General features: G+C 68.2%; 13 protein-coding genes and 1 tRNA gene. 6 read left to right on the top strand and 8 right to left on the bottom strand.

The features are described from left to right. Positions 1–135: 135 nt before the first annotated feature. From ACQPZW_RS00240 to ACQPZW_RS00230, 3 genes are all read left to right on the top strand, one after another. A tRNA-Leu gene (locus ACQPZW_RS00240) sits at positions 136–218 on the top strand. Positions 219–756: 538 nt separating this feature from the next. After that, positions 757–1,581, top strand: a complete 825-nt coding sequence (locus ACQPZW_RS00235; RefSeq protein ID WP_433792853.1) for a WecB/TagA/CpsF family glycosyltransferase — start codon at positions 757–759, stop codon at positions 1,579–1,581. Between the two features lie 175 nt (positions 1,582–1,756). Next, complete coding sequence (locus ACQPZW_RS00230; protein WP_433792852.1) at positions 1,757–2,377, top strand: hypothetical protein; 621 nt, start codon at positions 1,757–1,759, stop codon at positions 2,375–2,377. Positions 2,378–2,511: 134 nt separating this feature from the next. Here ACQPZW_RS00230 and ACQPZW_RS00225 read toward each other — a convergent pair whose 3' ends face one another. The 3 genes from ACQPZW_RS00225 to ACQPZW_RS00215 form a co-directional block, all read right to left on the bottom strand. Then, positions 2,512–2,952, bottom strand: coding sequence for a hypothetical protein (locus tag ACQPZW_RS00225; protein ID WP_433792851.1), 441 nt, complete (start codon positions 2,950–2,952; stop codon positions 2,512–2,514). A gap of 182 nt (positions 2,953–3,134) precedes the next feature. Next, a complete protein-coding gene (locus ACQPZW_RS00220) occupies positions 3,135–3,353 on the bottom strand; it encodes a DUF397 domain-containing protein (protein WP_433797879.1) in 219 nt (72 codons plus the stop codon). Beyond that, entirely contained in the window at positions 3,323–4,204 is an 882-nt protein-coding gene (locus ACQPZW_RS00215) for a helix-turn-helix domain-containing protein (protein ID WP_433792850.1), read from the bottom strand. Before ACQPZW_RS00215 ends, ACQPZW_RS00220 begins: the two co-directional genes overlap by 31 nt. A gap of 379 nt (positions 4,205–4,583) precedes the next feature. On the opposite strand from ACQPZW_RS00215, the gene ACQPZW_RS00210 reads away from it, so the two are divergent. Continuing rightward, positions 4,584–4,889, top strand: a complete 306-nt coding sequence (locus ACQPZW_RS00210) for a hypothetical protein (protein WP_433792849.1) — start codon at positions 4,584–4,586, stop codon at positions 4,887–4,889. Here ACQPZW_RS00210 and ACQPZW_RS00205 read toward each other — a convergent pair. Continuing rightward, positions 4,886–5,536, bottom strand: a complete 651-nt coding sequence (locus ACQPZW_RS00205; protein ID WP_433792848.1) for a PASTA domain-containing protein — start codon at positions 5,534–5,536, stop codon at positions 4,886–4,888. The two genes, ACQPZW_RS00210 and ACQPZW_RS00205, sit on opposite strands and share 4 nt — an antisense overlap. Before the next feature lie 135 nt (positions 5,537–5,671). Between ACQPZW_RS00205 and ACQPZW_RS00200 the strand changes: the two genes are divergently transcribed. After that, positions 5,672–6,865, top strand: a complete 1,194-nt coding sequence (locus ACQPZW_RS00200) for a Hansenula MRAKII killer toxin-resistant protein 1 (RefSeq protein WP_433792847.1) — start codon at positions 5,672–5,674, stop codon at positions 6,863–6,865. 3 nt (positions 6,866–6,868) lie between these two features. Here the strand turns inward: ACQPZW_RS00200 and ACQPZW_RS00195 are convergent, their stop codons facing one another. Further along, positions 6,869–8,341 (bottom strand): glutamate-cysteine ligase family protein, encoded by a 1,473-nt coding sequence (locus ACQPZW_RS00195; RefSeq protein ID WP_433792846.1) that lies wholly within the window; start codon positions 8,339–8,341, stop codon positions 6,869–6,871. 157 nt (positions 8,342–8,498) lie between these two features. Then, a complete protein-coding gene (locus ACQPZW_RS00190; RefSeq protein ID WP_433792845.1) occupies positions 8,499–9,077 on the bottom strand; it encodes a YceI family protein in 579 nt (192 codons plus the stop codon). A 101-nt stretch (positions 9,078–9,178) separates the two neighbouring features. Between ACQPZW_RS00190 and ACQPZW_RS00185 the strand changes: the two genes are divergently transcribed. After that, a complete protein-coding gene (locus ACQPZW_RS00185) occupies positions 9,179–9,664 on the top strand; it encodes a MarR family winged helix-turn-helix transcriptional regulator (RefSeq protein ID WP_433792844.1) in 486 nt (161 codons plus the stop codon). A 7-nt stretch (positions 9,665–9,671) separates the two neighbouring features. Here ACQPZW_RS00185 and ACQPZW_RS00180 read toward each other — a convergent pair whose 3' ends face one another. Together ACQPZW_RS00180 and ACQPZW_RS00175 are read right to left on the bottom strand one after the other, a co-directional pair. Beyond that, positions 9,672–10,829, bottom strand: coding sequence for an acyl-CoA dehydrogenase family protein (locus ACQPZW_RS00180; protein WP_433792843.1), 1,158 nt, complete (start codon positions 10,827–10,829; stop codon positions 9,672–9,674). 12 nt (positions 10,830–10,841) lie between these two features. Next, entirely contained in the window at positions 10,842–12,365 is a 1,524-nt protein-coding gene (locus ACQPZW_RS00175; protein WP_433792842.1) for an acyl-CoA carboxylase subunit beta, read from the bottom strand. Positions 12,366–12,401 lie beyond the last annotated feature (36 nt).

The following is a 12,401-nucleotide window of genomic DNA, read 5'->3' as shown; positions in this document are numbered from 1 at the left end:
CCGTTGCCAGGGCGATATCAACTCGCTAGGTGACGTGCGACAGCGTAGTCTGTCGCAGCGAGTAACAAGAAGCAGGCCCGACCGGCCGGCTTCAGCCGAAAAGATCAGATGTATGATCTTGGAGGCAAGTCACATGGGGATGTGGCGGAATGGCAGACGCGCACGGTTCAGGTCCGTGTGTCCGAAAGGACGTGGGGGTTCAACTCCCCCCATCCCCACGAGATCGAATGGGCGACCCCTGTCCGCGGAAAGCGCGGACCTGTGGTCGCTCTCGTCTTTTCTACCCCGGGGCCGAGCCCCCGGGCACCCCGCATCACGGTGGGCGCGGCGGGTGGGTCGGTAACGGTTCAAAACGGTGGCGCGGCATGTGAGCCGGTGACGGATCAAACAGTGGCGCTGCGGGTGGGTCGGTGACGGTTCAAGCGGTGGCGCGGCATGTGAGCCGGTGACGGTTCAAACAGTGGCGTCGCATGTGAGCCGGTGACGGTTCAAACGGGTCGGGCGGTGGGCGCGGCATGTGAGCCGGTCGCGGTTCGGGCGGTGGGCGCGGTTCGGGCGGTGGGCGCGGTTCGGGCGGTGGGCGCGGCGGGCTGCCGGGCACGGTGGGTGGGGCGGTCACGGGGGCCTTCGGGATGGGCCCCTTGGGGGTACGGCTACTTGTTTCCGGTTGGGTCTGAGGCTTCGTCGTCTTTAGGGTGACGGTAGGTAGGGCGTTATGCTCGCGGCTTTATTCGGTCTTCAGGGTGGAGTGCGGTCGTGACGGCGACTGGTGCTGGTGTCGGGCAGGACAAGCGCAACGTTCTCGGTGTGCTTGTGGATGCGACTGACTATGCGACTGCTACGGCTCGGATCATCGAGGCTGCCCGGGAGCAGCGGCCGTTCGCGGTCACGGCGCTCGCCGTGCACGGGGTGATGACCGGGGTCGAGGATCCTGCGCACAACGCCCGGCTGAACTCGTTCGACCTCGTCACTCCGGACGGCCAGCCGGTTCGGTGGGCGCTCAACCTGCTGCACGGGGCCGGGCTCACCGATCGGGTGTACGGGCCGACCCTCACTCTGAAGGTGGTCGAGCAGGCCGCCGCCGAGGGGCTGCCCGTTTACCTTTACGGGTCCACCGAGCCGACTCTCGAACGGCTGGTTCCGGCGCTGCTCGGCATGTTCCCGGCTCTGAAGATCGCGGGTGTGGAGGCTTCCAAGTTCCGCAAGTCGCATCCGGGGGAGCCCGAGGCGATCGCTGAGCGGATCAAGGCGTCCGGCGCCCGGGTGGTGCTGGTCGGACTGGGATGCCCGCGGCAGGAGGTCTTCACCTACGCGATGCGGCCACTGCTGGACATGCCGCTGCTGGCTGTCGGGGCGGCGTTCGACTATCACGCGGGACTCCTCAAGAACCCGCCCGCCTGGATGCAGAAGTACGCGCTGGAGTGGCTGTGGCGTCTCGGCCTGGAGCCGAAGCGGCTGTGGAAGCGTTACATCCTGCTGAACCCGGCCTACCTGAGCCGGCTCGGCGCTCAGAAGCTCGGCCTGTGGAAGGCGACCCCACCGGCCCCGGCGACCGTGCCGGTGCTCGAGTTCGCCGTCTGACGGCCTGGATCTTGTTTCTGACAGCGTGTCACAGATCACTCACGGAGTGACCGCATTCGTCTACATAGTCCGTGAAGTCATCCACATTGAGCTATCGGGCACGCACGCGCCGTGATGCGAAACCCGTAGGGGTGCCACGTCCGGGCATATCCCGGTTTCGCAACCTTCACGAACGGTGAACGCTGTCGATGTGAACACCGCTGTGGACGTCATCCTGATCGGCATCCTCGCCGCCGTCTGGCTCGCCGCCGGGCTCCTGGCGGACGGCATGCCCACCGCCGGCAGCGCGCGCCATCTCCGGCGCCGCGCCGGGCTGCTCTCCGCGCTGGTCGGCGCGGGCGTTGTGATGTTCGCCGCGGTGCCGCTGGTCGCCGGCCTGGTACCGGGTGTCTCGGCGGCGCCGACAGCCGCCCTGCTGCCGGCCGTTCCGGCTCTGCTCGTGCTGACCGCCACCGTGCGGCGGCTCGGCTGGGTCCGGCGTGGCGCGGGGGCGTTCTCCACCGCGCCGCGCACGCCGGTGCCGCCGGCCCTGCGGGCTGCGGCCGCGCATCCGCTGCTGGCCGCGCCCCTGCAGATCACCGGTCTCGCCGCGCTGGTCGGCCTACCGATCGCGGCCGGCCTGGTGGCACTGCCGGGCGGGCAGGCCACCGCGACGGCCGGCATCGCGGCCATCGCGATCGTGCTGGCGGTGGCCGTGATCGGCATCCGCGCTGCGCTGCGGCACAGCCGCCTCGCCCCGCTGGTGCTGGCGCCGCTGACCCGCAACCGCGATCGCACCCCCGTCGGCGCCCCCTGACCTCACTCCGCAATACGAACCGGTATGGCTCTCACCGCTGTCTCACAGGCGACTAGACAGTGGTGAGGGCCATACCGGGTTTGCGGGGCGGCCACGAGACGACGTCCGGCCGCGGGGAGCGGGCTCTGCCGTACCTAATGCTTCTTGGCCTCTTGAACGTAGAGGAGCTCCAGAATGGAGCGTGCCGCCTCGAACCAGCGGTCCAGCCACTCCGAGGGCGGCAGGGTGCCACGGGCCGGAAGTTCCAGCAGGAGGCCGCGCAGCAGCGGGTGATCGGCCATCGACTGGCTCGACGAGTCGGCCCAGCCGGCTGAGAGGCCCGGGTCGCTCAGGCCCTGAAGGTCGAGGGACGGGAGTCGTGCGGACCGGTCCAACGCGCTGGACGGCTCGATGCCGCCGTGGTTGCGCCCGGGCGACCGGGTCGGCAACCCGGCGGCGGTGCGTGACACCAGGTCGCCGTCGCTGTCGGACCCGAGAGCCTCTCGCCGGCCCTGCCGGTATGCGCTCACCCCGCCGCTGAATCTGTCCTGTGCCGTCGACGAACCATTGCTGAGGTTGTCGGAACCAATCGTCATCTGTCTGCCTTGCCTCGTTCGGGCTGGCTCACAGAGCTCTGAAGCCAGCCGGTGATGTGTCCCGGCCCACAGCGCGGTCCGGTCCGCGCTCGGCCTTTTCAACGAGGCGAGTCGCACACAGCGACGCCGAATCGGGCAAATAGCAACGGCCGGCCCTGACCGGGCCGGCCGTGCCTACGTTCTCAGAGGTCGAACTCGCCGTCCTTGGCACCACCCACGAACGCGTCCCATTCGGCCGTCGTGAAGATCAGCGCGGGTCCCGACGGATTCTTCGAGTCCCGCACCGCGATCGCCTCCCCGACGAACGCGACCTCGACACAGTTGTCGCAGTTGGGGCCGCTTCGCGTGCTCTTGAACCACCGAGCGCGGTTCACATCGACTCGGAGGCCCTTCGCCTCGATTTCCACAATGGCTCCTCTACCAGCACTTTGATCATCTTGCTGGACGACTCCGGATCGAGGGCGGCGGCCCGGATGGTGTCGAACACCTCCCGGTACGTACGGAGCTCGTCGTCCTTCTCCAGGAAGAGCCCACCGGCCGCGTTCTCCGCGAACACCAGGTCGGGGTCACCGTCCGAGGGGAAGTCGAGGATCGCGAACGCGCCGTCCATCGCGGCGTGTGCGCCGACAGCGAACGGCAGGATCTGGAGAGTCACGTTCGGGAGACGGGTCACTTCGAGCAGATGCAGCAGCTGCTCGCGCATGACCTCGTCGCCGCCGACCGGGCGACTCACCACCGCCTCGTCCAGCACCACCCAGAGGTCGATTGGATCGTCCTGAATCAACAACGACTGGCGTTGCATGCGGACGCGGACGCGTTGCGCGATTCTCTGGTCGGTGTCATCCCATCGGGCGGATCCAATGAGAGCGAGTGCGTACTCCTCGGTCTGCAATAGCCCGGGAATCACCTGCTGCTCGTACGTCCTAATTGATCTAGCTTCGGCCTCGAAGCCCACATAAGTGCTGTTCAGGACGGTTGAATAGGGATGCCACCAACCTCTCTGGCGAGCGTCTCGCGCAATTCCTACTAGACTCTCCGCTATGTCCGGATTCACACCATAAAAAGCCAACATGTCACTTACGTCAGCCGTGGTAGCACTGGTATGTCCGGTTTCGATGCGGGATATCTTGGACGGCGAACAGCCGAGCCGTTCAGCCACCACGTCGATGGTCACGCCGGCCGCCTCACGGAGTCTGCGCAGTTCCACACCGAGGCGGCGTCGACGAAGGGTGGGACTGCGGCGTCGATTCACCCGCCCAGTCTTCCGACCCGTTCATGATCGTTCAAGCACAGTGGATGATCACAGAGAATCACGGAAGCGTGACATGCAACTTGCATCGACAGGACTGGTGGTGCAATCTTTCCGTATGGCCAGCGTCACTTAACGTTCTTGAGCGGCAAGGTCAAAATCGACAAAAGGCACCATACGACGTCCATCACGGGGCGCCGAGCCATAGGAGTCCGTTGTGGACTTCCGCCCCGACACGGGTGGGGCTGTTCGGCGATAGTGACGTTCCGCAATCTCCTTCGATGGTCAAATCCATCGAAGGCTTGCAAAAGTGCATCAAGGCGGCAAACTGATGCACTTGTCACCATCCACATCCCACACGAGTCTCAGGGCAGGAGATGACGTGGTTCTACCTCGGTCCGGTGATGTCATCCACGTGACGAGAGCAGCGAGCGTCCAGTTCGCATCACCGATGTTGTTCCGGGTCATCCGGGTGCACGACTGGCCGACCTACGAGGGCTGGGTCTGGCTGGACGGCTACGAGCTCAACTCGGCCGGTGACGCGGTCGAGCGTCGTTCCATCTTCGTACAGGTAAACGGGCTGCGTCCGGTCGGAAAGGCGCCCGATCCCCGGGCACGCAACGGCCGTCAGCCGGCCACTCGTCCGGGGGTCCTCCCCAGCCGGACGATCCGTACCACCAACCGCTAATCGCCGGCGCCGTTCGAGGGCGTGGTGTTCACGGGCGCCGATGTGTTCGGCGTGCCCGCCCTCGCGGACGCGACGATCAGGGTCACGCGGGTGTCCGACGGCACCTGCTGACCCTCCGCGGGATCACAGTCGATCACCGTGTCCGGTTCGGCATCACTCTCGCGGCGGAGCACCCGCCATCCCAGGCCGGTACGCTCCAGCGCCGCCTGCGCGTCGGCAAGAGGCATGCCGCGTAACGCCGGCACGTTCACCTCCTGATCGGCCGCATCGGTCGTCGGCGGGGCGCTCGTCGTGGACGCCACCGTGGGTGTGGCCTCGCCCGCATCCGTCCCGGCCGGCAGTTGGGCGACCGACGGCGTGACATCGGGTGTCTCCGCCTCGTCGCCGACGCTCTGCATGATCACCACGATGCCGAATCCCAGCAGCGCGAGCAGGACGAGCGAGATGGAGCCGACGGCGATCGGTGTCCACCACCGTCCGGAGGGCTCGGTCTGTGCCGGGTCGGCCCAGTCACCCTCCTGGTCGTAGGGGTCCCGCGGCACCGCTCCGTACGGCCGGACCCCGGCCCGACCGGTCCACACCTCACCGTCCCGATCGGCTGACTCGGGACGATCGGCCGTCGGGTCCGGATCGCGCTCGTCGGACATCGCCGAGCTCCCTTCCGCTCCGTGCATCCGCGCTCATCGCAGCGTCAAGGTACCGAATCTTGCTCGGTCCGACCGGTTTCCACCAGCGGAAAGCACATTTCCCAGACATCGGCGAGGAGCAGTACAGTGCGCGGCATGGCCGAGAAGGGCTGGACAACACAGGCCGCCACGGCGGCCGGGATCGCGGCCGGCGCCGGGGCCGCACAACTGGGTCTGGGTTACGGGCTGGGTGTGATCGCCTGGCCGGTGACAGCGAGCGAGGCGGACAGCATCTGGCTGGGCAGCCTCGGCTGGGCCGCCTGGATCACGGCGAGCGCGACCGTTCTCGGAGCGGTGATCGCCGGGCGGCTGCGGGCCGAGCGCTCGGATCGCTGGCGTGGACTGTGGCGCTTCGCGCTGGCGGCATCGGCTGCGCTGGGCGCGCTGGTGATCGTCGCCCTGGTGGCACTGCCGGCGCGTGCCGCGGTCCGCACCGGCGCCATGTCCCCGCAGGCGGTGGCCGCGGGCTACGCGACAGCCGGTCTGGTCGCCGGGCTCATGGTGGCGTTCTGGGCGGTCTCGTCCGGCCCGGTGGCGGCCAACCTGATCGGGACGGCGCTGTGGCTGTGGGCGCTGGCGATCGCCGGGGTGGTGGCCGAGCTGATCACCGGGCGCGACTTCGCCACCTACCTGACCAGCTGGCAGTTCGCCGAGTCGGTCAGCCCCGTGCAGTATGGCGGGATCTACTGGCCGAGCGCGCTGCTGACCCTGATCGCGGCGTTCGGCATCGGCCTGGTGGCAGCCGTTCCCGCCGCGTGGAAAGGCGATCTCGGGCTGGGTTCGGCGATCTCCGGCGCGGTCGGGCCGCTGCTGGTGGCGTTCTCGTTCCTCACGCTCGCTCCACTGTTGACCGAGGCGATGGGGCCGATCGAGTCGGCGTACCTGATCGCGCCCTATGCCGTCCTGGCCGGCCTCGGCGGCTCGGCGCTGACCGTGGGGCTCGCGAAGGGGCGGCGCAACCGCCTCGAGCGGAAGGAGACGCCCGCGCTGCCGGCGGCTCCGGTGGAGAGGCCGGCCGAGACGCCGAAGGCCAAGGCGACCGGCCGTGTGACGCCGGCCACGCAACAGGCGACAGCTGCGCCGAAGCCGGTTCCGGCACAACCGGCTCCACCGACTCCGCCTAAACCAACGGTGGCCGACTCGGAGATCGCCGCAGCCGCGCGGCCCGGCGGGCGGGCCCCGGTGAAGCGGAAGAACGGCAACGGCGAACCGCCGCGGCAGACGATCACGCCCCCACCGGCCAACCCGACCGTCGCGAGGATCAACCCCGACAAGCCGGCCGGCAAGTAGGGGTCAGAGCGGCCAGGTGTGTACGGGCTCGTTGGTGCGCTGGTGGTCGACGTAGTGCTGGGTCATCTCGCGTAGCGCCGCAGGACGGCCCAGGCCGCGTTCCTCGGCGGCCCGGACCGTCGCGGTCTGCCACGTCGCGCCGTTACGCCCGGTTCGACAGCGGCCCTCGATGATGCCGAGGAGCCGGTCGCGCTGGGCCGGGCACACGCCGAGCAGGTCCAGGCCGGTGTAGGCCTGGGGCAGCAGCACGTCGAGCATCAGCGTGGCGACCGGCACCTCACCCACTCCGGGCCAGGCCAGACGGGCTTCCATGCCGTCACGGGCGCCGGCTCGGAAGTTCGACTCGGCCGCCGCGAAGCCCTGGCGGGACCAGACCGGCGACCCGTCCTCGGCGAGCGCGCGGACCAGTCCGAAGTAGAGGGCCGCGTTGGCGACCAGGTCGGCGACGGTCGGGCCGGACGGCAGCACCCGGTTCTCCACCCGTAGGTGGGGGCGCCCGTCGGACACGTCGTAGACCGGCCGGTTCCAGCGGTAGACGGTGCCGTTGTGCAGGCGTAGCTCGTACAGCTGAGGGGTTTTGCCGGAATCGCGGACCGCGACCGGATCCTCCTCGTTGAGCTCCGGCAGCAGGGGTGGAAAATATCGGACATTCTCCTCGTAGAGGTCGAGGATCGAGTCGATCCAGTGATCGCCGAACCAGACCCGCGGACGTACGCCCTGCGCGCTGAACTCGCGCGGCCGCGCGTCGGTGGACTGCTCGAAGAGCGGGATCCGGGTCTCCGCCCAGAGTCGGCGCCCGTAGAGGTAGGGCGAGTTGGCACCGAGGGCGAGCTGGACGCCGGCGATCGCCTGCGAAGCGTTCCAGTAGCGCGCGAAGTCGGACGGCGCGACCTGGATGTGGAACTGCGTGCTGGTGCAGGACGCTTCGAGTGCGATGGTGTCGCTGCTGGTCACGAGGCGTTCCGGACCGTGGATGTCGATGTGGAAGTCGTCGCCGCGGGCGCCGGCGATCTCGGCGTCGAGGGCCCGGAAGCGCTCGTTGTCGGAGAGGTTGGCCGGCACGAGATGATCACGGGTGAGCGTGGGCAGCATGCCGACCAGCATCAGACGGCACTCGTCCTTGCGGGCGCAGTCGCCCGCGTCACGCATGGCCTCGAGGATGTCCTGCTCGAACATGGCCAGGCCCTCGCCGGACAGCCGCCGGGGTGGCACGTTGAGCTCGAGGTTGAAACGGCCCAGCTCGGGCTGGAATCGCGGGTCGTCGAGGCCGGCGAGGATCTCGGCGTTGCGCATGGCCGGGGCGGCGTCCGCGTCGACCAGGTTGATCTCGATCTCCAGCCCGGCGGTCGGACCGTCGGCCTGGAACGGCACGGTGTCCAGCATGCCGGCCAGCACGTCCAGGCAGCGGCGCACCTTGCGGCGGAAGACGACCCGGTCATGCGGCGAGAAGACGGCGGTCACCAGATCCTTGCCCATGATCCCTCCCGGGGACGGCTGAGGACGAACCGGACGTTGATCACCGCTCTGTGAACGAACGCATGCGTTCGGTTAGCCTGCCATCTCGCGCGGAGGACCGCCAGAGATTCAGAGAGCGCCGCCCGGACACCGGGCGGCGCTCATCGAATGTGGAGGGTCAGGCGGCCGGCTGCTGCAGGACGGCCTCGCCCTCGATCTCGATCTTGACCTTCTTGCTGACCATGAAGCCACCGGACTCCAGGGCGACGTTCCAGGACAGGCCCCAGTCGTCACGGTCGATCTCGGTGTGCGCGCTGAAACCGAAGACATGCTGACCGTACGGGCTGGTGGTGGCGCCCTCGAACTCGACGACCAGCTCCACCGGCCGGGTCACGCCCTTGATGGTGAGCTCACCGTCGAGCACGAACTCGGCGCCGGCGTGCGACTTGACGCCCGTGCTGCGGAACTCCATGGTCGGGTACTTCTCGACCTCGAAGAAGTCGCCGGTGCGCAGGTGGTTGTCCCGGTCGACCTGGCCGGTCTCGACGCTGCCGGTCTGGATCGTGGCGCTCACCGAGGAGTCGAGCGGGTTCTCACCGACGACGATCGTGGCGGTCGCCTCGGCGAACTGGCCACGGACCTTGCTGACCATGAGGTGCTTGACTACGAACCCGACCCGCTTGTGCGCCGCGTCCAGCTCGTAGGTGCCGGCGGCGGGGATCTGGAGGCCTTCGAACTCACGGGTGCTGACGGTCATGACACTGCCTTCTCTCGAAGCTCTGTGGGGATGCTTGTCTGACGGAGCAACTATATGCTCGGCAATATTCCTCCTGTCAAGTGCCTGGTAGTGTTCACCACGTGAACAAGGATCTGGACGACCCACGCCTCACCGCTGTCGGACTGTTCGCCGAGGCGTATACGGGATTGATGAATCGCCTCGCCGCGCAGATCGAGGAGCACCGCCTCTCCCAGGTGGAGTTCGAGGTGCTCATGCGGCTCGCCCGGTCCCCCGGCAACCGCCTGCGGATGACCGACCTGGCCGGCCAGACCACCCTCTCCACCAGCGGCGTCACCCGGGTCGTCGACCGTATGGAGCGCACCGGCCTGGTCCGTCGCGAGGCGTGCCCCAGCGACCGGCGCAGCTCCTACGCGGTGATCACCGACACCGGCATGCAGCGCCTCGCCGACGTGCTGCCGGGGCATCTGGAGCTGGTGCAGAGGTGGTATGTCGGCTTGCTTCCGGAGACGAAGCTCACGGAGTTGCTCGACTCGCTGCGCACGATCCGCGACGCGGTCAACCCGTGCGCGACCGCGGGCAGCGCGGAGACCGCACTGCCCGCGTGACAGGTGATCAGAGCCCGAGGCCCCGGGCGATGAGCATGCGCTGCACCTCGGAGGTGCCCTCGCCGACCTCGAGGATCTTCGCGTCACGGTAGAAGCGTCCGACCGCCGACTCGTTCATGAACCCGTAGCCGCCGTGCACCTGGGTGGCCCAGCGACTGTTCTCCATGGCGGCGTTGCTGGCGTTCAGCTTGGCGATCGCGGCATAGCGCTTGAAGTCGTCACCGGCCAGCATCCGGGCCGCCGCGTCGTAATAGCCGAGCCGGGCCGTGTGGGCACGCAGGTCCATGTCGGCGATGAGGAACTTGATCGCCTGGTAGTCACTGATCGCGTGGCCGAAGGCGGTGCGGTTCTTGGCGTAGGTGACCGACTCGTCGACGCAGCCCTGGGCCAGGCCGACCGACAGTGCGGCGATCGCGATCCGGCCCTCGTCGAGAATGCGCAGGAACTGGGCGTACCCCCGGCCTCGCTCGCCGAGCAGGTTGGCCACCGGCACCCGGACGTCGTCGAAGGACAGCTCGTGGGTGTCGGACGCGCACCAGCCGACCTTGGAGTATCCCGGAGCGACCGTGAAACCGGGTGTCCCGGAGGGCACGATGATCGTCGACAGTTCCTTGCTGCCGTCCGCGTTCGTGCCGGTCACCGCCATGACGTTGACCAGGCAGGTGATGTCGGTGCCGGAGTTCGTGATGAACGCCTTCGTCCCGTTGATCACCCACTCGCCGGTGCTCTCGTCGATCACGGCCCGGGTCAGTGTGCCGGACGCGTCCGATCCGGCGCCCGGCTCGGTCAGGCCGAACGCCGCCAGCGCCTCACCGCTGGTCAGCCGGGGCAGCCACTGTCTGCGCTGCTCATCGGTGCCGAAGCGGTAGATCGGCATGGCGCCGAGCGAGACGGCCGCCTCCAGGGTGATGGCGACCGAGCTGTCCACCCTGGCCAGCTCCTCCAGGGCGATGCAGAGCGCGAAGTAGTCGCCACCCATCCCGCCGTGCTCCTCGGGGAACGGCAGGCCGAACAGGCCCATGCTCCCCATCTGGCGGATGACCTCGTACGGGAAGGTCTTCTTCTCGTAGTGGTCGGCGATGACCGGCGCGACCTGCTCACGCGCGAACTGGCGCACGCTGTCGCGCAACTCCTCGTACTCCTTGTCGAGCCGGAAGTCGACCATCTCAGCCTCTCTCTACACAGGATTGACGCCGTGCCGGCGCCGTGAGAACGAGCGGTCCCGGCCCTGCGCGGCGGAGAACCGTCGCACCAAGTCGGCCCGCAGGTCGGCCGGCTCCACCACGGCGTCCACCACGAGCTCGCTGGCCAGGCGCATGATGTCGATGTCGCGCTCATACTCGGCGCGGCGCTCGGCGACGAACGCGGCCCGCTCTTCCGGGTCCTCGATCGCCGCGATCTTCTTGGCATAGACGGCGTTGACCGCCGCCTCGGCGCCCATCACCGCGATCTTGGCGGTGGGCAGGGCGATCGTCGCGTCCGGGTCGAAACCGGGACCGGCCATCGCATAGAGACCGGCACCGTACGCCTTACGGACCACCACACAGATCTTCGGCACCGTGGCCTCGGAGATCGCGGTGATCATCTTGGCGCCGTGCCGGATGATGCCCTGTTTCTCCACCGCGGTGCCGACCATGAAGCCGGGCACGTCGGTGAGGAACAGCAGCGGCACGTTGAAGGCGTCACAGAGCTGCACGAACCGGCTCGCCTTGTCGGCCGAGTCGACGAACAGCACACCGCCCTTGAACATCGAGTTGTTGCCGACCACGCCGATCACCTCGCCGTCGAGACGGGCGAATCCCACGGTCAGCTCACGGGCCCACAACGACCAGATCTCGAAGTACGAGTTCTCGTCGACCAGGCCTTTCACGTACCTCCGCATGTCGAAGGCCTGACGCTCGGAGACCGGGACCAGGCCGGCGAGATCGACCTTGGCGGGGTTGGCGGCCGTCGCCGCCGGCGGCTTGGCCGTCCAGTTGGAGGGGAGGTAGGACAGGTAGGTACGCACCACGTCGAGCGCCTCGCGCTCGGTCTTGCAGAGGAAGTGGCCGACACCGGACTCGGTGCAGTGCACGCGGGCGCCGCCCATCGCCTCGAGCGTGGTCTTCTCCCCGGTCACCATCTCGACCATCCGGTCGGAGCCGAGATACATGCTCGCGTTGCCCTCGACCATGGCGACGACGTCACAGAACGCCGGAATGTACGCCCCACCGGCGGCCGAGGGCCCGAACAGCGCGCAGACCTGCGGGATCGCGCCGGAGGCCTTGACCTGGGTGTGGAAGATCTTGCCGGCGCCGCGACGGCCGGGGAACAGGTCGACCTGGTCGGTGATCCGCGCGCCGGCCGAGTCGACCAGGTAGACCATCGGCACGCCGGTCTGGTAGGCCCGCTCGATGATCCGGATGATCTTCTCAACGGTACGGGCGCCCCAGGAGCCCGCCTTGACCGTCGAGTCGTTCGCCATCACGCACACGTCGCGCCCGTCGATCCGGGCGGCTCCGGTGATCACGCCATCCGCGGGCAGGCCGTCGGCGAGACTGTTGGCGAAGAGGCCGTCCTCGACGAAGGAGCCCTCGTCGACCAGCAGAGCGATCCGCTCGCGGGCGAAGAGCTTGCCCTTCTCGGCGTTGGCGGCGTGATAGCGCTCCGCACCGCCCGCCAGCACCCGCTTGCGCGCTCCGGCCAGGGCCTCGCCGTCCATACCGTCTCCACATCCGTAGCGGACGATTTGCTTAAC

It is taken from the genome of Actinoplanes sp. CA-252034, assembly GCF_050956125.1.
In the GTDB taxonomy this organism is placed as follows: domain Bacteria; phylum Actinomycetota; class Actinomycetes; order Mycobacteriales; family Micromonosporaceae; genus Actinoplanes.
The sequence above is the reverse complement of the archived record's forward strand: the minus strand, read 5'-3'. Positions and strand labels throughout refer to the sequence as shown.